This window comes from Streptomyces odontotermitis, from assembly GCF_050510915.1.
Classification (GTDB): Bacteria; Actinomycetota; Actinomycetes; order Streptomycetales; family Streptomycetaceae; genus Streptomyces.
On the sequence record NZ_JBNJLS010000001.1, the window covers coordinates 910,364 to 931,411 of the forward strand.

Below are 21,048 nucleotides of genomic sequence, written 5' to 3' on the forward strand. Positions count from 1 at the left end.
CGCACGCATGCACGCACGCCTCGACACCACAGGGGGAACGACATCATGCCCATCAGCCGCCGCGCGCTCCTCGGCACCGGCACCGCCCTCGGCCTGCTCACCGCCTGCGGATCCAACACCGGCCGGGACGGAGGGAGTTCGGGCGGGAAGGGGCCGAAGCTCTCGCAGTGGTACCACCAGTACGGCGAGACCGGGACCGAGGACGCGGTGAAGCGGTACGCCGCCGCGTACAAGAAGGCGGGCGTCAGCGTCCAGTGGCGGCCCGGCAACTACGACGAGCAGACCGCCGCCGCCCTCCTCACCGACTCCGGCCCCGACGTCTTCGAGGTCAACGGCCCCACCCTGGACCAGATCCAGGGCGGCCAGGTCGTCGACGTCACCGACCTGGTCGAGCCGGTGAAGGACGACTTCAACCAGGCGGCGCTCGCCCCGAAGACGTACGACGGGAAGATCTGGGCCGTCCCGCAGGTCGTCGACATGCAGCTGCTCTACTACCGCAAGAGCCTCCTGGCCGACGCGGGCGTCGAGCCGCCGAAGTCGATGGACGAACTCGTCGACGCGGCCAAGGCGTTGACCACGAAGAAGACCAAGGGCCTCTTCCTCGGCAACGACGGCGGCGCCGGCGCCCTCGGCATGACCCCGCTCTACGCCGCCGGGCTCTCCTCCGTCACCGAGGACGGCAAGGTCGGCTTCGACGACCCGGCCGCCGCCCGCATCATGGCCAAGCTGCGCCAGCTGTACGCCGACAAGTCGCTGCTCCTGGGCGCCCCCTCCGACTGGTCCGACCCGTCCGCGTTCGTGCAGGGACTGACCGCGATGCAGTGGTCGGGCCTGTGGGCGCTGCCCGGTGTGAAGAAGGAGCTCGGCGACGACTTCGGGGTGCTCGCGCTGCCCGCGGACGGCTCCCGCGGCAAGCCCACCGTGCCCGTCGGCGCCTTCGGCTCGGCGGTCAGCTCCCGCAGCAGGCACAAGGAAGCGGCCAAGGACTTCGTGAAGTGGCTGTGGATCGAACGGACCGACTACCAGCGGGACTTCGCGCTCTCGTACGGGTTCCACATCCCGGCCCGCATCTCCCTCGCCAAGAAGGCCGACCAGCTCAAGGAGGGCGCGGCCGCCGACGCCGTCCGCTTCGCCACCGAGCACGGCTACGCCGAGCCCCTCCTGTGGACCCCCGCGAGCCGCACCGCCTACCAGGACGCCCTCAGCCGCATCATCAAGTCGGGCGCCAACCCGGAGAGCGAGCTGAAGAAGGTGGTCCGCACGGTGCAGAAGGAGCTGGACCGCGTCAAGAAGAAGTCCTCATGACGGCGGCGGAGACGGATGCGGATACGGATACGACGGCCAAGGTCCACGAGGGGCACCGACTCCGCCTCCGCAGACGCCTGCTCGGCCCCCAGAACCGCAACCTGTGGTTCTGGGTCTTCGTCGGCCCCTTCGCGCTCGGCCTGGCCGTGTTCACGTACGTGCCGCTCGGCTGGAGCCTCTACCTCAGCTTCTTCGACGCCCACAACACCGTCTCGCCCACCGACTTCGTCGGCCTCGACAACTACACGTCGATGCTGGGCAACGACGCCTTCACGGACAGCCTGTGGACGTTCGCCCTGTTCTCCCTCTTCATCGTCCCGACGACGTTCGCCCTGTCCCTCGCGCTCGCGCTCATGGTGAACAGGCTCCGCCGCGCCCAAGCCTTCTTCCGCTCGGTCTTCTTCCTCCCGGCGGCGTGCAGTTACGTCGTCGCGGCGCTCATCTGGAAGATGTCGATCTTCAACGGGGTGCGGTTCGGGCTCGCCAACACCGTCCTCGGCTGGTTCGGCGCCGACCAGACGGCGTGGCTGTCGACGACGGACCCGCCCTGGTACTGGCTCGTCATCGTGACGGTGCGGCTCTGGCTGCAGGCGGGCTTCTACATGATCCTGTTCCTGGCCGGGCTGCAGCGCATCTCGCCCACCCTCTACGAGGCGGCGGCCGTCGACGGCGCCAAGCCCGGCTGGCAGGTGCTGCGCCACATCACACTCCCCCAGCTCCGCGCGACGTCGATCGCCGTCGCGCTCCTGCTGGTCATCAACGCGTTCCAGGCGTTCGACGAGTTCTACAACCTGCTCTCGGACTCCCGGGGTTACCCGCCCTACGCCCGCCCGCCCCTCGTGTACCTCTACTACACGGCGCTCGGCCAGGGGCAGAACCTGGGCGTGGGCAGCGCGGGCGCCATGATCCTCGCCGTGATCATCGCGGTGGTGACGATCGGCCAGGCCCGCTGGTTCGGCCTCGGCAGAAAGGAGGACTGAGACATGGAGAACGCCGTCGTCCGGGTGGGCCGCGCGCTGCGCGTGGTCCTCCTCATCGCACTCGCCCTCCTCTTCCTGATCCCCTTCTACCTCCTGGTCCGCAACGGCCTCGCGTCCGAGCACGACATCACGTCCCCCGACTGGACGTTCTTCCCGTCGGAGCTGCGCTGGTCGAACGTCCGCGAGCTCTTCGACGACACGACGGTCCCGATGGCGCGCTCTCTGTACAACTCGGCGCTGATCGCGATCCTGACGACCCTCGGCACGCTCCTCCTGGCCTCCCTCGCGGGCTACGGCCTGGCCCGCATCCCCTACCGCTGGGCGAACCAGGTCTTCTACGCGATCCTCGGCACGATGATGGTCCCGGCGGCGGTGACGTTCGTCCCGACCTTCGTCCTGGTGTCGTCCCTCGGCTGGGTCTCCACGCTCCGCGGCCTGATCGTCCCGACCCTGTTCTCCGCGTTCGCGTGCTTCATCTTCCGCCAGTACTTCCTGGGCTTCCCACGGGAGCTGGAGGACGCGGCACGCGTGGACGGACTCGGCCCCTGGCGGACGTACTGGCGGGTGGTCGTCCCCAACTCCCGCCCCGTCTTCGCGGCGGTCGGCACGATCGTGTTCATCGGGGCGTGGAACTCCTTCCTGTGGCCCCTGGTGATCGGCCAGGACCGCAACGCATGGACGGTCCAAGTAGCGCTCTCCTCCTTCACCACATCCCAAGTCATCCGCCTGCACGAGCTGTTCATGGCGGCGGCGGTCTCGATCGTCCCGCTGCTGGTGGTGTTCCTGTTCTTCCAGCGGTGGATCGTGGCGGGGGTGGAGAGGTCGGGTATCGACGACTAGGGCTGCGCCCAGCTAAGGGCGGGCACCGGGTCCAACGGACACACCCCGCAGGAGCGCGGTGAACTCCTCGTATCCGATGCCCTGCCCCCGCCCGCTCCACATCTTCTGGGCGAGCGTCCCGAAGGTGGGCTCGACGAGCCCGAACACGTCGTCCTCGGTGTACGTGGCGTGCACCAGGTCGTTCCATACGGCGGACATGGCGCCCCGCAGAACCGGATCGAAGGGTTCGAGGGACTCGGTCCCCGGAAAGACATGCGGCTCCCAACTCCCGTACAGATAGGGCCCGTCGAGCCCGTGCCCGTGGTAGTAGTCCGCGAACGGCACGATGTAGAGATTGGCGTCATTGGTATTGACGACCTGCCGATACCCGTCCCGCTTCGCGGCCTGCGGCCCATACCACCCGTTGTTCCAGCTGTGCATGACGACGTCGTGGTCGTAGGCACTCGCGCCACCACCGGCCATCTCGGAGAGACTCCCCCAGGCGCGAGGGGTCTTGTGGAGACTCCGCAGATGGGCGGCCATCTGATTGAAATAGGTCCGGTACTGCTCCTCGGGCCCGGTGTACTCGTCGGCGCCGTAGTGCACTTCGGGACTCCGGAACCACGGCGCGAATTCGCTGAACACCTCCTCCATGAAGCGCATGGTCTCGGGCTTGGAGAGGTCGAGGTGATCGGAATTGGGCCCGCCGAGCCCCAGCTCGGGCCTGAAGCGGACGAAGGAGCGGGAGTGCGCGGGGGCGTCGATCTCGGGGGTGAGCTGGACGGCGTGCAGGGCGGCGAGATCTTCGAAGGAGTCCCAGTCGGCACGGGAGTACGCCCCGTCGGGCGCGGCGAGCCCTTCCCACTTCTCCTTCTCACTGCGCAGCCGGAAGGCGTCGTACGCCTTGCTCCAGTCCCCGCCCGGCGCCTTGATCTCGTTGTCGTTGAGGTGGAGTTGGAGATCGTTGACCTTGAACCACCCCATGACGCGGAGCATGCCGCGGATGAAGTCGGGGGTGAAGAAGCGCCGCCCGACGTCCAGCATGAAGCCGCGGAGCCGATAGTTGGGCCAGTCGCGGGCGCGGCCGACGGGGAGGTGGGTGCGGGTCGGCCGCTCACCGGTGGGGCCACCGGTCAGCAGGGCCTGGAGGAGTGAACGGGTGCCGTAGTAGGCACCGTTGTAGGCGGGCGCGGTGACGGTGACGGTGGAGCGGGTGACATCGAGGTCATACCCTTCGCGGGCGTACCGCTCGCCGCCCTCGGGGTGCCGGGCGCCCGGGTCGAGGCGCAGCAGGATCTCCCCGGGGCGGGGGCGACGGCGCCCCGCGACGAGGGGCGGGGCGAGGCGGATGCCGCTGACTTCCTTGATGTCGCGCGCCAACTGCTGGGCCAGTGGGAGGAGTTGCGTGGCGTCGTGGGAGGCGACGACGACGCGGGAGTCCGGCCCTAAGACATACGCACCCGAGCCGCCGTCCCACTCCTGGAGGGCGGGGACGACGGCGGGGCGGGGGTTGCCTCTGGTGGCTCGGGGGCCTTCGCTGCCTTCGGCGCCCTGGGCGGCGTGAGCCATGGGCAGCGGCACGGCGACAGTGGCGCCCGCGACGGCTATCGCGGAGATGAGGCCGCGACGGGAGAGAGGGGAGGAGTGGGAGGGACGGGAGGGGTCAGTCATGTCAGAGGACTACACCATTGAACTCCCCATCACCACAAGGGAATCAACAGAACCGGACGCCCCTTGCAGGGTTCCCCGCCCACCCGGTCTCGGCGGGGCGAGCGACGTCGGTCGCGGCCTGGCGTGGCCCGGCGGACGGCCCAGCCGGACAGCGATTCGTTAGGGTGGACCCACCCTAGGGAGCCGGAGGAACAGCAATGCCCGAGACGGCGCGCCAGATCGCCGACGATCTGCGGGCACGCATCAGTTCTGGAGAATTCAGGCCCGGCGCCCGCCTGCCGGGCGAGCCCACGCTGGTCCAGCAGTACGGCGTCGCCAAGATGACCGCGAGCAACGCACTCAGGCTCCTGATCACCGAGGGCCTCGCGTACGCGCGCCCCGGCTCCGGCACCTACGTGCGCGAGTTCCAGCCGATCCGCCGGGTGGGCAACGAACGGCTGTCGTCGGCCCGATGGTCGTCCGGCGAGTCGGTCTGGGCGGCAGAGACCGCCGGGCGCCCGGTCGAGGTCCGCGACATCGAGGTGTCCGAGTCCCAGGCCCCACGCTGGGTGGCCAGGGGGCTGGCCCTGGCCGAGGACGCGCCCGTGATCGTACGGAGCCGCCGGTACTTCGTGGACGGGGAACCAGTGCAGCTGGCGACGTCCTACTTCCCCGCCGACCTCGTACGCGAGACCCGCATCGCTCAGCCGGACTCGGGCCCCGGTGGCGCATACGCGCGGCTCGCGGAGGCCGGGGCGGCCCCCGTGGACTTCACCGAGGAGTTGCGCGCCCGGATGCCGAGCCCGGAAGAGACCGAACAACTGGGCCTCCCCTCAGGGACACCGGTCATCGAGATCTACCGAACGGCGCTGACCTCCGATCACCGCCCGGTGGAGCTGAACCGGATGCTTCTGAACGCAGGAGCGTACGTGCTGCAGTACGGCTTCGGCAGCTGACCTCTTCCCGCGGCATCTGAGCACCAACTGTCCCCCGTCAGACGTGACTTCATGAGATCTCGTTGCCCTCCCTAGGGATATCGGTCGAGAATCTCCCTAGGGACGTTCTCACCTCCCGGCACCCCCTCACGTAGGGAGAGATCTCGCATGCCAGAAACCCCACGCACACCATCCAGGTGGTCGCTGCCGACCTCGAGACTCGCGGACAGCCCACGCCTGCTCCCCTGGACCGGCCCAGAGGGCAAGCCCGCCTACCTCCTGACCGATGGCTCCGGCCCGGTATCGCGTCTGGCCGACACCATGGAAGCCGTGCACCTCGGCATAGGGGGCGACCTCCTGGACCACTCACGATCCATGCTGGCGGAGCACGACCTGTCAGCGGCAGAGCTGCGGTACTTGGCCGACCGGCTGACGGAGTCGCTGCACGAGGTTGTCCGCGTCGCCGAAAGCCGTGGTGCGCGGCTGATTTCGCAAGCGCACGACACGGCGTAGCAAACACCCCCGTCCGCGTCGGGCGGGCCGAGCGAAGCCGCTGGGCTCACCCGCCCGACGCGGACGGCCGGCACCGGTTACACCAGCTCCCTCACCTCACAGCACCCCGTCCCGCTCGGCCCGCCCCTGCCCCGGGGTGGCGTGGCACGTCACGTCCTTGCCGGGCAGGCGCCCGGTGACGAGGTACCGGGTGGCGGTGTCATTGGCGCAGGGGCTCTGCGGCTCGTTCTGTCCGTACAGGACCCCGTGGCCCTCGCCCTCGTCGACCGTCACCATCCGGGAACCCTTGAGCGCGCGGTGCATGCTCTGGGCGGCCCGGAGCGGGGTCTGGGAGTCCCACTCGTTCTGCACGAGGAGGGTGCGGACGTGATTGTCGACGGTCGCCACTTCCTCGGCCGGCTTGTCCCAGAAGGCGCAGGGGGTGATCCCGGCCGCGAAGTCCCCGAACAGCGGGTAGCGGCGTTCGTCGCGGGCCAGGTCCCGGCGGTAGGTCTCCGGGTCGCGGGGCCAGCTGCCGGTGTCGGAGCAGATGATGGTCCAGAGCGCGGAGACGCCGTTGTCGCCGGGGCCGTCGGGCTCCTCCGGTATCGACGGGACGGGCTCGCCTGCGGCCGCCTTCTTCAGCTTGGCGACGAGCCCGGCGGCGGACTTGACGGTGAAGAACTCGGCACGCAGCCCGTCCCGGATCTGCGCCCCGTCGAACTTCCTGTCACCGACCACGATGGGCTCGCGGTCGGCCTGCCGGACGATGTCCCAGAAGGTCTTGGAGACCGCGGCTGGGGTGGACCCCAGGTGGTACGTGGCGTCGCGCGCCGCGGTCCACTTCGACCAGCGCGCGAAGGCGGGCTCGACCTCCGGCGCCCAGATCCGGAACATCTCGCGCCACATCCGCTTCGGGTCGACGGAGCTGTCCAGGACGAACCGGTCGGCGCGGTGCGGGAACAGCTGGGTGTAGACGGCGCCGAGCCCGGTCCCGTACGAGACGCCGAAGTAGGAGATCTTCCGCTCGCCGAGGGCGGCGCGCATGACGTCCATGTCGCGGGCGGTGTTGTTGGTGGTGATGTGCCGCAGCGTGTCCCCCTCCTTGGCGCGGCACTTGTCGGCGACGGTCCTCGCCCAGGCGACGTTGGCCCCGAAGTCCCGGTACGGGCGCGGCCACACCTTGTCCTCCGCGGTCATCCCGCAGCTGAGGGGCGTGCTCTCGCCGATGCCGCGCGGGTCGAAGCCGATGAGGTCGTAGCGCTCCTTCACGGGCTTCGGCAGGCTCTCGTCCGCTTCGAGCGGCAGATCGAGCCCCGGCCCGCCCGGCCCTCCGGGGTTCATGAGCAGCACGCCGTGCCGCTTGCCCGGGTCGCTCGCCTTGATCCGGGATATCGCGACGTCGATGATCTTCCCGTCCGGGTCCCCGTAGTCGAGGGGGACCTGGATGGTGGCGCACTGGTACTTGGCGGGCTGGTCCGGGGAGCAGCGCTTCCACTGTGGGGTCTGGTGGGTGAAGCGGTCCAACTCGCCTGTCTGGCTTGCTGCTTGGGGCGCCGTCTGGGGTGCTGCCTGGGGTGCTGCCTGGGCGGCCACGGCCGGGATCAGCGCGGCGACGGCGCTCCCCGCGATGACGGGCACGAGAAGTCGTCTGCGTAACGAGGGAGCCACGTGGGCGTCCTTCCGGTCGACGGTGTGGGTCGACCGGAAGGACGCGGGGAGAGGGGGTCGTACCTCCCATACCGGCAGAGTTGTCGAGGTCCGATGGCGCACTTCAGCGGCGCACGTCAGCGCGCTCCCCCGCAGCCAGTCGCCCTCCGCTGCACACGGCCTTCCCGTACGCCCCGTACGCCGTGGCGCGCTGCCGGTGTTCACCGCGCACGGCGAGCGCACACCGCGCTTCCCCGCCGCCCGCGCCGAGTTGGACCCGAACCACCGGCTCCTTGCCGAGCGGAACCCGGACGGTCTTCTTCCACGGGAGCCCGACGCCGGTCTCCGCGGTGGCCGCTCCCTGCGTGCTGCGCGCGAGGTAGGCGATGTCGGCCTTGCCGGTGCCCGTCACCTCGTAGGTGACGGCGGCGGTCGGCACGGGGCGCTCGCCGGAGGAGCCGCCGCCGAAGAGGCCGCCGAGCACGTACGCGAGACCCGCGCCGGCCACGAGCAGCAGGGCCCCGAGCGCGGCCGCGAGAGATTTCCGGGTCACTGAATTCAGACTCCTCAGCTGAGCTGCTCCACGGCCGCTCCACGAACGAATAGTTCACGCATAGCGCATGCATAGCGATGGCAAAAGTCCCGCCAGGGCTGGACGTTTATACAACACCCCGCCCCTCGGGACCACCCCGTGCGCAAAACAGGACCTACCGCCCCGATAGGGGGCACCGCGCGACGCCACCCATGTCGGACTCCCAGCCAAGTGCCCCTTATCTGCACCCTGTTGACGCACCGGCAAATATCGGCTTACAACTCCTCCCCTGTTTTGCATCCGCCGCTCCGGAATTCCCCGAGTGGCGCTCAGTCCTGCCCGCTTTTCCATGGGGCGCATTTACGCAAGAAGCTTCTTGAAAGAAGGTAGTCGGAGCAGTGAAACCTGGTTATCGCAGGCTGCTGGTGGGTCTGATCGCGTCGGCCGTGGTGGGCACCGCCCTGCCGCAGGGCGCCTTCGCGGCCCCCAAGGAAGCCCCCGAGGCGGAACAGAGACGTGAGTCCACGAACGGCCCTCCGAAGGCGCCCCCGAGGAACCTCCCGAAGGACCCGCCCAAGCGGACCTACCCAGCCAACTCACCTCGCTTGAAGGTCACTTACGGCGCGGGCGGCGGCACCGCACTCGACACCCCGACCGTCGTGCACGGCACGGGCCCCGAACTCTCCTGGCCCGCGCACCACAGGAAAGCCAAGAAGGCCAAGGGCGCCGACGCCGTCGTCGAGTACCAGGTGCACCGCTCCTCGCACCCCGGCTTCCGGCCGACGACCGCCACTCTCGTGGCCACGCTCGGCAAGGGCGCGCGGCACTTCAAGGACACCACCGCCACCCCCACCCCGGCGAACAGCGCCACGGCGATCAGCCGCAGCTACGCCTACCGCATCGTGGTGAAGACCAAGGACGGCCGGCTGCTCGGCTCCCCCGTGCGCCGCGTCGGCGTGCCGAAGGCGGGCCAGACCCTGCGCGTCCTCAAGGCGGACCGCTCGCACACCAAGCAGCTCGCCGCCGCGCGGGGCACGAGTACGGCGGTGAAGTTCCCGACCACCGGCATCCCCAAGAAGGCACAGGTCCTTCAGGCCCAGGTAGGCGCCACCCCGCCACGCGGGGCCAGGAGCGGAGCGACGTATGAACTCCGCGTGCTCAAGGGCAAGTCGAGCACGGCGACCGAGACAAGCAAGCAGCCGCGCACCGGCCCCGTCATCTCCGACGCCAAGGCCGACGGCCGCTCCCTCACCCTGGACGCCACCTCCCTCGCCCACCAGTGGGTGAAGAACCCGAAGACCAACAAGGGAATCCTGCTCACGGCGAGCAGCGGCAACGGCAACGGCAACGGCAACGGCAACGGCAACGGCAACGGCAACGGCAACGGCAACACCCTCGCCGCCACCACCCCCGAGCTCCGCGTCATCTCCGCCGAGCCCACCCCCTGGGACACCTACTACGCGCCCCGCACCCCCACCCGCCTGACCGCCGCCAACACCTACCCGGTGGACGTCACGGTCACCAACACCACGACCACGGCCTGGCCCGCCGCTGAGCGGGAGCTGTCCTACCGGTGGGCGCACCCGGACGGCACGGACGCGACGACCACCGCCAACCAGCTCAAGACCGACATCCCGGCCCTGGCCCCCGGCGCGTCCGCCACCGTCAAGGCCACGGTGAAGGCCCCGGCCGTCGACGGCAACCGCCGCGCGGGCTACACCCTCACCTGGGACGTCCACAACAAGGCGGACGACACCTGGCTCTCCCAGAAGCCCGGCATCGGCGGCCTGGCGCAGCACACCGCCGTCGAGGACCCGACCGCGGACCGCCTCGGCCTGGAGAAGCAGCACACCTACACCGGCAAGAACACCGGCGCGGGCTCCAGCCTGATGGCCAACCTCGGCTCCGGCAACACCACGTGGTCGTACAACGCGTTCGCCAACCCGGGCCGCGGCATCAACACCTTCGCGCGCTTCACATACAACGCGCAGGACACCTCGGACAGCCAGCTCGGCAGCGGCTGGTCGGCACAGGCGTCCGGACCGCTGCGGCTCGGCGCGGTCCTGGACTTCCACCCGGACGAGAACCCGTCCGAGGCGTACGTCATCGACGGCGACGGCACGCAACAGGTCTTCCGCAAGCAGCAGAGCAACGGCACGTGGAAGCCCGCACCGGGCTACCACTACCGCCTGACGGCCAAGGCGGGCGCGCCCGCGACGTGCGGCACGGGCGCGGGCGACCCCGAGGTCCCCGACGCCTGGACGCTCACGCGCCCCGACGGCACCCGCTTCCTGATCAGCTGCGACGGCTACCTGACGGCGGTCATCGACAAGAACGGCAACACACAGACGTACGTCTACGAGCTGCGCGACTCCGGCAACCGCCGCGTCAAGTTCCTCACGCAGATCAAGGACCCCTCGGCCCGTACGTCCCTCACGCTCGACTACTACCGCGCGGGCGACAAGACGTACGAGTACATCGACGACCAGGGCGAGAAGGTCTCCGGGACCGACCTCTGGAACCCGAAGATCTACGACCACCTCAAGTCGGTCACGGACGTCTCGGGCCGCAAGGTGGCCCTGCACTACACGACGAAGGGCCTCCTCGCCCGCCTCACCGACGGCACGGGCTCGGCCCAGCCCAAGGAATTCAAGTTCACGTACGACGCGGCGCAGGGCACCAAGAACGCGAAGCTGAAGAAGGTCACCGACCCGCGCGGCAACAGCACCGGCCTCGACTACTCAGTGACCGCCGACACCGACTACCGCTGGTCGGCCAAGACGATCACGGACCGCCTCGGCGAGACGACGGACTTCACGTACAAGAAACTGTCGAACGGCGACGAGACGAAGGTCACGGACGCTGAGAAGAACACGTCGACGTACGAGACGGACGACAGCGACCGCCCGGTGAAGGTGGTCAACGCCAAGTCGCAGTACACGAAGCTGACATGGGACGCCGACAACAACGTCACCCTGCTGGAGGAGAACAACGGGGCGAAGACGGCGTACTGCTACGACCCGGAGACGGGCTACCCGCTGTGGGAGCGCTCGGCGGAGGAGAACAAGGCCGGCGTGCCGGACGCGGCTGACTGCGCACCGGGCAAGTCCCCGCCGCACTCCACCCGTTACGAGTACAAGCCCCGCGCCGACGGCTACTCCACGGACCTGGTCAAGAAGACCTCGGCGGAGAACCGCACTTGGGAGTTCGGCTACGACACCAAGGGCAACCTGAAGACGGTCACGGACCCGAAGGGCGTCGCCTCGGCCGAGTCCGGCGACTACACGACGGCGTACGACTACGACGCCTACGGCCAGCTCACCAAGGCGACGGACGCCAACGGCAACCCGACCCTGTACTCGGACTTCGCGGCATCGGGCTACCCGCGCACGACGACGAACGCCCTGAGCGAGACGACAAAGACGACCTACGACGAACTCGGCCAAGTCACCGAGGTCCTCGACCCCCTGAACAAGAAGACGACGCAGACGTACGACGCGTTCGGCCGCCCCCTGGTGTCGAAGGTCCCGAAGGACCAGGCGGCAGGCGTCTACCTCACGACTCCGGCCCCCGAGTACGACGCCAACGACAACGTCACGGTGTCGACGGCGCCGAACGGCGCGGTCTCGAAGGCCACGTACGACAAGGCCGACCAGGTCGTCGACGCCACGGCGCCCAAGGACACGGCGACATCGGCGGAGCGCAAGTCGGTCTACACGTACGACAAGGTCGGCAACCTGCGGACGACGACGGAGCCGAAGGGCGTGGCGACGCCGTCCGACCCGGACGACTACGTCACGACGAACAAGTACGACGAGATCTACCAGCTCACCGAGGTCGTCAACGCCAAGAAGGACAAGGTCAGTTATGTCTATGACGGCGTCGGCAACCCGGTCCGCGTCATCGACCCGAAGAAGAACGAAACGACCGACCCCGACGACTACACGACCAAGACCGACTACGACATGAACCACCGTGTGGTGGCGGTCGCGGACGCGACGGGCCGCACGGTCAAACAGTCCTACGACAAGGACTCCCTGGTCGTCTCCACGACGGACCAGGAGGAGAACACCACAAGGAACCACTACGACGAGCGCGGCAAGCTCGCGGTGGTGGAGGTGCCGCACGAGGGCACGAAGCTCCGCACCACCAAGTTCGGCTACGACGAGGTCGGCAACCGGATCAAGGTCTTCACGCCGCGTTCGGTGGCGGCGGACCGCCCCGACGCGTTCGTGGCGGAGACCACGTACGACGCCCTGAACCGCCCGGACCTACAGATCCAGCCGTACGACCCGAAGGACGCCCGCTACAACAAGAAGGTCTGGACGAAGACGACGTACGACGCGGCGGGCCGCACCAAGACGGTCTCGGCGCCCCCGTCGGAGGGCGAACAGACCCGCAACGACACGACGTACGACTACTTCGACAACGGCATGGTGAAGTCGTCGAAGGACGCGTGGAACATCACGACGACGTACGACTACACGGACCTGGGCCAGCAGAAGGCGCGCCAGCTCACCTCGGCGGCGGGTTCGTCGAGCCGCACGATGCGCTGGGACTACTTCCCCGACGGCAAACTCAAGTCCCTTGACGACGACGGCATTCCGGTGGGCCGGAGCGAGGTCCTCGGGGACAAGTCCCAGCAGCGCACGGACGGCTCCTGGAAGCTCCCGATCCCCAAGTCCGGCTCGTACACGGCGTACGCGGACTACCCGAAGGACGGCAAGGGCTGGGTCAAGCTCGACAAGGACGAGTACAAGCGCGACGAGACGGCCACGCTCAAGTCGGCCGCTCCCGCCGCGAAGGTGAAGCTGGTCCGCGACAACTCGGCGGACGCGGACACAGAGCGCAAAAGGTTCGCGTACGCCTATGACGTCAACGGCAACCTGACGTCGATCGACGACAAGTCGACGGGCACGAAGGTCGACGCGTACACGATCTCGTACACGGGCCTGAACCAGGTGGAGAAGGTCGTGGAGGCCCTGGCGGGCCAGGAGAAGAAGGCGACGTCGTACACGTATGACGCGAACGGCCAGCCGGAGACTCTTACGCACCCCGACCAGTTCTCCAAGTACACGTACGACGTGCGTGAGTTGGTGAAGACGGTGTCCGTCGGGAAGTCGTCCGATGACGCCTCCCCGAAGGTGACGTCGTACGACTACACGTGGCGCGGCGAGAAGAAGACCGAGACCAAGGCCAACAAGAACACGGTCGACTACACCTACTACCTGGACGGCGCGCTCAAGTCCCAGACGGAGAAGAAGCCGAACAACACGACGCTGGTCTCCTCGCACTCCTACGCCTACGACGCCAACGGCAACAAGGCGCAGGACGTGGCGAAGAAGATGAACGCCGACGACACGTCCAAGTACCTGTCTTCCACGACGGATTACACGTACGACCCGGTGGACCGCCTGTCGAAGTCGACGCGGACGGGCGACGGAGCGGGCACCGAGACCTACGTCCACGACGACAACGCGAACGTCATCTCGCAGACGGTCAAGGGCAAGTCGACGACGTACGGCTACGACCGCAGCCGCCTCCTGAAGGCGACGTCGGGCGGGGCGACGGCGACGTACAACTACGACCCGTTCGGCCGCCAGGAATCGGTCACGTCCGGCGGCAAGGTCATCGAGCGCACCACGTACGACGGCTTCGACCGCGTGAAGCAGCACGACAAGGCGGACGCGTCGACGGGGGCGATGAAGGCGACGAAGTACGCCTACGACCCCCTGGACCGCACGCAGTCACGGACGGACTCGGCCGGCAGGACGACGGACTACACCTACCTGGGCATGTCGGGCGAGGTCCTGGGCGAGGAGGTCGCGGGCAAGCTGACGAAGTCGTACCAGTACAGCCCCTGGGGCGAGCGCCTGTCTCAGGTCAAGCAGGCCGCGGACGGCAAGACCGAGGACATGTACTACGGCTACAACAGCCACACCGACGTCGAGACGCTCACGGACAAGGACGGCAACGCGAAGGCCACGTATGGCTATTCGGCGTACGGCTCGAACGACGCGGCCGACTTCACGGGCATCGACAAGCCGACGGCGTCGGACCCGACGAAGGAGTCGTACAACCCGTACCGCTTCAACTCGAAGCGGTGGGACGCGGCTTCGGGGACGTATGACATGGGGTTCCGGGATTACAGCCCGGGGCTCAATCGGTTCTTGACGCGGGATATGTACAACGGGGCCTTGGCGGACATGGGGCTCGGGAGTGATCCGCTGACCGGGAACCGGTACGCATTCGCTGGCGGAAACCCTCTCACCTTCATCGAGCTGGACGGTCACATTCCCGGGATTCCCGTAGTGACGGACACCTTGAACGGCCTCAAGGATGGTTTGACCGGAGGCATCAAGCAGGGCCTGAAGGCCGGCGTGAAGCTCCCCCTCAAGCGGAACCCCGTGGGTACCGGGCTGTCCATACTGAAGCTTCTCGGGATCATCGATAAGAACCCGTTGGACAAGGCCGTTGACAAGGCCCTTGACAAGGCCGCAGATACACTCTTCGGGGGGTCGAACGGAAAGTCCACGGGCCGTGGCCGGGACAACGAAAGTCGCTGCGAAGACGAACCCCGGTCAAAGCGCTATAACTACCAGCCCTTGGATGGGAATGGCAGGCCCCAGGGAGTCAGTGCACTGATCTGCCCAGGTGACCTCAAGCCGACCGGGGCCGCACGAGATGATGGTGCGTCAGTTGCCGTGCATGGCTTTCCTGCACCAGAGAAGAACATCGGCCCCGACGGGAAGCCGATATTCCACCGTTCCCACATCATCGGCGACAAGTTCAGTGGCGAGTGGCGCAGCGAGAATCTGTTCACTGGCTACGCGCGCATGAACACGAGCGGGATGAAGCGCTGCGAGAACAAGATGGTGAAGCAACTCAAGGCGGGACAGTGGGTACTGTATTCCGGAGAACTGAACTACTCGAACCGTGACGAGATTCCGGACAGCATCACCATGACCGCACAGACAAGTCAGGGCACGCTGTTTCGGGCAACCGTCCAGAACAAGCCAGGATGGCAGACGACATGCTGATCATTGAGGAACTGGAGCGGACAGTCCCTGCGCTGACACAGTGGCGGTCCGCAGGCGAGCGTGGCGTGAACTGGTCAGTGATCGAGGGAGAGTTGGGTGCTTCACTGCCGCCCGACTACCGGGCCCTCGCAGACCATTACCCCACGCTGCTGATCGACGACTTCATGGTTGTCACGCTGCCCACGCCGAAGCGGGAGCTCGATTTCGTCTCCGGCGTCCGCGAGACCTCGGAAATACTGCAGGACCTGCTGGAAGTGGACGAAAGCCACGGATACGCTCCCTTCCCCGAGGAGAACGGACTCCTCGGCTGGGGCAGTTCCCTCTCCGGCGACCAGTTCTACTGGCAGGTCGGCTCGACGGATGACCCGGGAGCGTGGCGGGTCGTCGTGAGCGGCAGGAACGACGACTGGTGGACGTTCGAAGGCGGGGTCGTGGAATTTCTTGTGGCAGCCCTCGGAAGGAACATCGACCTCCCCGGATTGCCATCTTCGTTCCCGACCTCTCCACCTGAAGTGAAGGGGATCGAGCACCGGTAAGACACATAAGGGCTGCACTACGGACACCGTCCGTAGTGCAGCCCCGGCGCGTACCCCCTTGAGGCCAAGCAGGCTGCGTGGGCCCCGTCGAACTCTCCCAGGAAGGGCAAATGTCCGTTATTGGAAGCTGATTGACGCGGCTTCGAGTTCTCACCTACAAGTCCCTCTGCTTCTTCCCGCCGGGGCGGAAATATTCAAGAACCTTGGAAAATGAGAGGGCGATTGTCAGGCATGTCACATCTGCTCGCTGGCGACAGAGTCAGCCACTACACCGAGGGGGAGAACGTGGGCACCGTCGTCGCCGTCAGGCGCCCCTGGTGGGCATTCTTCGCCCCGGTCTACTGGGTGGACTGGGGCCGAGACGCCCTGCCCGTGCCGCACTCACACGGCCTGTGGCTCGCGCCCGGCCCCGGGCCGAGCGCCGTTCGCGAGAGTCCGGCCGAACGCGCCGACACACAACAGGCACCAAAGGTTGTACAGGCGGCCGAAATCGAATGCGTGACAAGGGACATACGCGGGACCCGCAACAGCTGAGCTGGGGATTCCGCCTGTTTAGTGTGGGGCGCATGGGGCGCTCCGCTTACCATTCACGCCCGCGCGCCGACATCTCGCGGGCAGAGGTAACAGCAAGAGTCAGGGGTGGGGAACAACATGAACGGGGACGGCAGACCTGAGCTGAAAGCCGCGGGGGCGGACGAGTTCAGGGCCGCTGGGATGCGGCAGTACGTCAAGGGATTTGTCGCGGAGGTGACTTCGCGTAATCGGCTGCCCCTCGACTATTCCGTGCAGAGCCTCCGGGTCGTCGACTTCGTCGTGGAGGGGCTACGCAAGGGCGGCAAGGAACGGCAGGACGTAGAGCCCGTGTTGAGCGGGCTAGGGGCGTACGTCGGTGAAGTCCTCGTCCGTCGCGCGGGCGCCGTCTGGGTCGACTTCGACGAGGAGCAGCGCGCCTACTTCGGTCAGCCAGTGGGCGTGCGGATGCCCGACGGGCGGGTGTGGAGTCCGCTCGGCAAGGTCGTGAACCTCTACGAGAGCGGGGGCGAGGGCGGTGCCGAGGAGTCGCTGCAGACCTTCTACCTCACCCTCCCGGGGAGAGCCCGCCGGAGCGTGGAGGCCGTCTGAGGCGGACGCGTGAAGCGGGGCAGAGACAAAGACACAGACCACGGGGAGCTGGCGCGCGCGGTCGCGCGGGCCAAGGACGGTGACGAGGAAGCGTTCGCCGCCGTCTACCGGCTGGTGCACCCCGGCCTGCTCGCCTACGTCCGCGGACTCGTCGGCGGCGACGAGGCGGAGGACGTCGCCTCTGAAGCCTGGCTGCACATCGTGCGCGACCTGAGCCGCTTCCACGGCGACGGGGCCGGCTTCCGGGCCTGGGCCGCCACCGTGGCCCGCCACCGCGCTCTGGACCACCTGCGCCGGGTACGGAGCCGGCCGCGTGCCGACACACTCGACGAGGTCACCCTCGAACTGCACGCCGCACAGGACACCGAGAGCGAAGCCCTCGAATCTCTCGCGACCCGTCAGACGCTCGCCCTCATCGGCGAACTCCCCCGGGAACAGCGCGAAGCCGTCCTCCTCCGCGTCATCGTCGGCCTCGACGGCCCCGCCGCCGCCCGCGCCCTCGGCAAGCGACCGGGCGCCGTCCGCAGCGCGGCCTACCGCGGGCTGCGCCGCCTCGCCCGGACGTTGGGGATTCGCAGGGTCGGGAGTGGCTGGCCGGACGCCAGAGTCTCCCGGCCGAGGACCCCATGCGCGGAGCAGGCGAGGTGTTGAGCGTGCGTCACCTGGAGCAGAGACGACGACTGGAACAGAGACGACGAAGAGGCAGCCCCTCCGCACAAGGAGCCGCCTCTTCGTCATGTGCCGGGACCGGCGTCGCATCGGTTCTGAGGGTCGGGTGACACGACGCCGGTCCCGGGGGTTCCGGAGGTTCGTGGCACTCCGGAGTCTGTGGCCGTCACGAGGACGGCCATGGTGTCAGCGGCTGTCCGAGCCCCCACCCTGCGCCGCAGCCCGCCCCGCCTCGAGCCGCGCCACCGGAATGCGGAACGGGGAGCAGGAGACGTAGTCCAGGCCCACCTCGTGGAAGAAGTGGACGGACTCGGGGTCGCCGCCGTGCTCGCCGCAGACGCCGAGCTTCAGGTCGGGGCGCGTCGCCCTACCGGCCTTCGCTGCATCCCGTACGAGCTTGCCGACGCCGTCCTTGTCGATCGTCTCGAACGGGGAGACACCGAAGATGCCCTTCTCCAGGTACGCCGTGAAGAACGAAGCCTCCACGTCGTCGCGGGAGAAGCCCCAGACCGTCTGGGTGAGGTCGTTCGTGCCGAAGGAGAAGAACTCCGCGGCCTCCGCGATCTGGTCGGCCGTCAGGGCCGCCCGCGGGAGCTCGATCATCGTGCCGAGGGCGAGCTTCAGGTCCACGCCCGTCGTCGCGACGACCTCCGCGATGACCTGCTCGGCCTCCTCGCGGACGATCTCCAGCTCCTGGACCGTGCCGACGAGCGGAATCATGATCTCCGCGCGCGGGTCGCCCTTGGCGTTCTTCCGCTCCGCCGCCGCTTCGGCGATGGCGCGGACCTGCATGGTGAAGAGACCTGGAATGACCAACCCCAACCGCACACCCCGCAGCCCCAGCATCGGGTTCTGCTCGTGCAGCCGGTGCACCGCCTGGAGCAGCCGCAGGTCGTTCTCGTTGGCGTCCTTGCGGGACTCGGCGAGTGCGACGCGGACCGAGAGTTCCGTGATGTCGGGGAGGAACTCGTGCAGCGGGGGGTCGAGGAGGCGGACCGTGACCGGGAGGCCGTCCATCGCCTCGAAGAGTTCCACGAAGTCCTGCTTCTGGAGGGGCAGGAGTTCCTTGAGGGCGTCTTCGCGCTCGTCCTCGGCGTCGGCCAGGATCAGGCGCTCGACCATCTCGCGGCGCTCGCCGAGGAACATGTGCTCGGTGCGGCACAGGCCGATGCCCTGGGCGCCGAAGCGGCGGGCGCGCAGGGCGTCCTCGGCGTTGTCGGCGTTGGCGCGTACGCGCAGGCGGCGTACTCGGTCCGCGTACGCCATGATCCGGTGCACGGCGGCGACCAGTTCGTCGGCGTCGTCGGCGCCCGCGTGCATGCGGCCCTCGAAGTACTCGACGACCGGGGACGGGACGACCGGGACTTCGCCCTTGTAGACCTTGCCCGTCGAGCCGTCGATGGAGACGACGTCGCCCTCCTCGATCACCAGGCCGCCCACCGTGAGCCGGCGGCGCTTGGTGTCGACCTCGAGGTCCTCGGCGCCGCACACGCAGGTCTTGCCCATGCCGCGGGCGACGACGGCGGCGTGTGAGGTCTTGCCGCCGCGGGAGGTGAGGATGCCCTCCGCGGCGATCATGCCGTCCAGGTCGTCGGGGTTGGTCTCGCGGCGGATCAGGATGACCTTCTCGCCGCTGCGCGACCACTTGATGGCCGTGTACGAGTCGAAGACCGCCTTGCCCACGGCCGCGCCCGGGGACGCCGCGATGCCGCGGCCGATCTGCTCGACCTTCGCGTCCTCGTCGAAGCGCGGGAACATCAGCTGCGCGAGCTGCGCGCCGTTCACCCGGCGCAGCGCCTCCGCCTCGTCGATGAGGCCCTGGTCCACGAGCTGCGTCGCGATGCGGAAGGCGGCACCGGCGGTGCGCTTGCCCACGCGCGTCTGCAGCATCCACAACTGGCCGCGCTCGATGGTGAATTCGATGTCGCAGAGGTCCTTGTAGTGGGTCTCCAAGGTCTCCATGATCTGCATGAGCTGGTCGTACGACTTCTTGTCGATCTGCTCCAGCTCGGCGAGCGGGACCGTGTTGCGGATGCCCGCCACCACGTCCTCGCCCTGCGCGTTCTGCAGGTAGTCGCCGTAGACGCCCTGGTGGCCCGAGGCGGGGTCGCGGGTGAAGGCGACGCCGGTGCCGGAGTCGGGGCCGAGGTTGCCGAAGACCATCGAGCAGACGTTGACCGCGGTGCCGAGGTCGTGCGGGATGCGCTCCTGGCGGCGGTAGAGCTTGGCGCGGTCGCCGTTCCACGAGTGGAAGACCGCGTTGATGGCGAGGTCCATCTGCTCGCGCGGGTCCTGCGGGAAGTCCCGCCCGGCCTCCGTCTTGACGATCTTCTTGAACTTCGTGACGAGCTTCTTCAGGTCGGCCGCTTCGAGGTCGGTGTCGACCGTGACCTTCTTGGCCTCCTTGGCCTTCTCCAGCGCGTCCTCGAAGAGGTCGCCGTCGACGTCGAGGACGGTCTTGCCGAACATCTGGATGAGACGGCGGTACGAGTCCCAGGCGAAGCGCTCGTCGCCCGCCTGGTCGGCGAGGCCCTTCACGGACTTGTCGGAGAGCCCGATGTTGAGGACGGTGTCCATCATCCCGGGCATGGAGAACTTGGCGCCCGAACGGACCGACACCAGAAGGGGGTTGTCGGCCTGGCCGAGCTTCTTCCCCATCTTCTGCTCGAGGGCGTCGAGGTGCGCGCTCACCTCGTCACGGAGTGCCGCGGGCTCCTCACCGCTGTCGAGGTACGTCTTGCACGCCTCGGTGGTGATGGTGAAGCCCGGAGGCACGGGGAGACCCAGGTTGGTCATCTCGGCGAGGTTCGCACCCTTTCCGCCGAGCAGGTCCTTGAGGTCCTTGTTGCCCTCGGTGAAGTCGTAAACGAACTTCAGCTCTTTGTTTTCCGACACGGGTCTCGACTCCTCGAGGACTCGGTGGCTGCCCTGACGGCGAGGAACATACCCAGATCCAAGGCTTCTGGGTACGTCGACTTGGGCGTCATGCGGCCGTAACCACTCGTCCGCCAGGAGATCGAAAGTAACCAGTGAGTAATGCGACCTTCATCGCCGCGTTCACTTCTCGAAGGCTCAACCCCCGTAGAGCCCGATTATCGCTCACATGAGCGCACTACGGAGACATCTGAGTTCAAGCTGTAAATGATCGAGCGATGGCACTCAGTGCCATGTCTTAGAGGTCTGCAGTCGTGCCTTTACCCGCTCATCTGAGCGGAACCCCTATCAGGGGTGGCGAGAATCACGCCGTTTGAGGGCTCTCGCGACCGGCATGCGGACACCGCTTGAGACGCCAGGAGGACGCCAGAAGGACGCCTGGAG

General features: G+C 67.8%; 13 protein-coding genes. 9 read left to right on the forward strand and 4 right to left on the reverse strand.

All coding sequences use genetic code 11. The features are described 5' to 3' along the window. Positions 1-45 precede the first annotated feature (45 nt). Genes ACQB60_RS04215 through ACQB60_RS04225 form a run of 3 tightly spaced genes read left to right on the forward strand, consistent with a single transcriptional unit; the run spans position 46 to position 3,125 of the window. On the forward strand, positions 46-1,305 hold the full coding sequence (locus tag ACQB60_RS04215; RefSeq protein WP_496924412.1) for an ABC transporter substrate-binding protein: 1,260 nt from the start codon (positions 46-48) through the stop codon (positions 1,303-1,305). Then, entirely contained in the window at positions 1,302-2,285 is a 984-nt protein-coding gene (locus tag ACQB60_RS04220) for a carbohydrate ABC transporter permease (RefSeq protein ID WP_496924413.1), read from the forward strand. The genes ACQB60_RS04215 and ACQB60_RS04220 overlap by 4 nt, the downstream gene beginning before the upstream one ends. A gap of 3 nt (positions 2,286-2,288) precedes the next feature. Continuing rightward, positions 2,289-3,125 (forward strand): carbohydrate ABC transporter permease, encoded by an 837-nt coding sequence (locus ACQB60_RS04225; protein WP_496924414.1) that lies wholly within the window; start codon positions 2,289-2,291, stop codon positions 3,123-3,125. Between the two features lie 12 nt (positions 3,126-3,137). On the opposite strand, the gene ACQB60_RS04230 is transcribed toward ACQB60_RS04225, so the two are convergent. Next, positions 3,138-4,775 carry a beta-N-acetylhexosaminidase gene (locus ACQB60_RS04230; protein WP_496924415.1) on the reverse strand — a complete coding sequence of 546 codons (1,638 nt, stop codon included), beginning with the start codon at positions 4,773-4,775 and terminating at the stop codon, positions 3,138-3,140. A 197-nt stretch (positions 4,776-4,972) separates the two neighbouring features. On the opposite strand from ACQB60_RS04230, the gene ACQB60_RS04235 reads away from it, so the two are divergent. Then, on the forward strand, positions 4,973-5,710 hold the full coding sequence (locus ACQB60_RS04235; protein ID WP_496924416.1) for a GntR family transcriptional regulator: 738 nt from the start codon (positions 4,973-4,975) through the stop codon (positions 5,708-5,710). Positions 5,711-5,857: 147 nt separating this feature from the next. Continuing rightward, positions 5,858-6,202, forward strand: coding sequence for a hypothetical protein (locus tag ACQB60_RS04240; protein ID WP_496924417.1), 345 nt, complete (start codon positions 5,858-5,860; stop codon positions 6,200-6,202). A 96-nt stretch (positions 6,203-6,298) separates the two neighbouring features. Here the strand turns inward: ACQB60_RS04240 and ACQB60_RS04245 are convergent, their stop codons facing one another. Beyond that, positions 6,299-7,852, reverse strand: coding sequence for an alpha/beta hydrolase (locus tag ACQB60_RS04245; RefSeq protein ID WP_496924418.1), 1,554 nt, complete (start codon positions 7,850-7,852; stop codon positions 6,299-6,301). A gap of 103 nt (positions 7,853-7,955) precedes the next feature. Continuing rightward, positions 7,956-8,384 (reverse strand): hypothetical protein, encoded by a 429-nt coding sequence (locus tag ACQB60_RS04250; protein ID WP_496924419.1) that lies wholly within the window; start codon positions 8,382-8,384, stop codon positions 7,956-7,958. A 377-nt stretch (positions 8,385-8,761) separates the two neighbouring features. Between ACQB60_RS04250 and ACQB60_RS04255 the strand changes: the two genes are divergently transcribed. The 4 genes from ACQB60_RS04255 to ACQB60_RS04270 all read left to right on the forward strand — a co-directional run bounded on the left by ACQB60_RS04255 (position 8,762) and on the right by ACQB60_RS04270 (position 17,712). Continuing rightward, a complete protein-coding gene (locus ACQB60_RS04255; RefSeq protein WP_496924420.1) occupies positions 8,762-15,403 on the forward strand; it encodes a DNA/RNA non-specific endonuclease in 6,642 nt (2,213 codons plus the stop codon). Next, positions 15,385-15,939, forward strand: a complete 555-nt coding sequence (locus ACQB60_RS04260; protein ID WP_496924421.1) for an SMI1/KNR4 family protein — start codon at positions 15,385-15,387, stop codon at positions 15,937-15,939. Before ACQB60_RS04255 ends, ACQB60_RS04260 begins: the two co-directional genes overlap by 19 nt. Before the next feature lie 714 nt (positions 15,940-16,653). Next, a complete protein-coding gene (locus ACQB60_RS04265; RefSeq protein WP_496924776.1) occupies positions 16,654-17,061 on the forward strand; it encodes a hypothetical protein in 408 nt (135 codons plus the stop codon). 9 nt (positions 17,062-17,070) lie between these two features. Continuing rightward, a complete protein-coding gene (locus ACQB60_RS04270) occupies positions 17,071-17,712 on the forward strand; it encodes an RNA polymerase sigma factor (protein ID WP_496924422.1) in 642 nt (213 codons plus the stop codon). A gap of 204 nt (positions 17,713-17,916) precedes the next feature. Here ACQB60_RS04270 and ppdK read toward each other — a convergent pair whose 3' ends face one another. Further along, positions 17,917-20,625, reverse strand: coding sequence for a pyruvate, phosphate dikinase (gene ppdK / locus ACQB60_RS04275; protein ID WP_496924423.1), 2,709 nt, complete (start codon positions 20,623-20,625; stop codon positions 17,917-17,919). Positions 20,626-21,048 lie beyond the last annotated feature (423 nt).

Excerpts from the sequence above, each read along its gene's own strand:
- ACQB60_RS04215 (WP_496924412.1), top strand. The coding sequence starts at position 46 with ATGCCCATCAGCCGCCGCGCGCTCCTCGGCACCGGCACCGCCCTCGGC.
- ACQB60_RS04220 (WP_496924413.1), top strand. The coding sequence starts at position 1,302 with ATGACGGCGGCGGAGACGGATGCGGATACGGATACGACGGCCAAGGTC.
- ACQB60_RS04225 (WP_496924414.1), top strand. The coding sequence starts at position 2,289 with ATGGAGAACGCCGTCGTCCGGGTGGGCCGCGCGCTGCGCGTGGTCCTC.
- ACQB60_RS04230 (WP_496924415.1), bottom strand. The coding sequence starts at position 4,775 with ATGACTGACCCCTCCCGTCCCTCCCACTCCTCCCCTCTCTCCCGTCGC.
- ACQB60_RS04235 (WP_496924416.1), top strand. The coding sequence starts at position 4,973 with ATGCCCGAGACGGCGCGCCAGATCGCCGACGATCTGCGGGCACGCATC.
- ACQB60_RS04240 (WP_496924417.1), top strand. The coding sequence starts at position 5,858 with ATGCCAGAAACCCCACGCACACCATCCAGGTGGTCGCTGCCGACCTCG.
- ACQB60_RS04260 (WP_496924421.1), top strand. The coding sequence starts at position 15,385 with ATGGCAGACGACATGCTGATCATTGAGGAACTGGAGCGGACAGTCCCT.
- ACQB60_RS04265 (WP_496924776.1), top strand. The coding sequence starts at position 16,654 with ATGCGGCAGTACGTCAAGGGATTTGTCGCGGAGGTGACTTCGCGTAAT.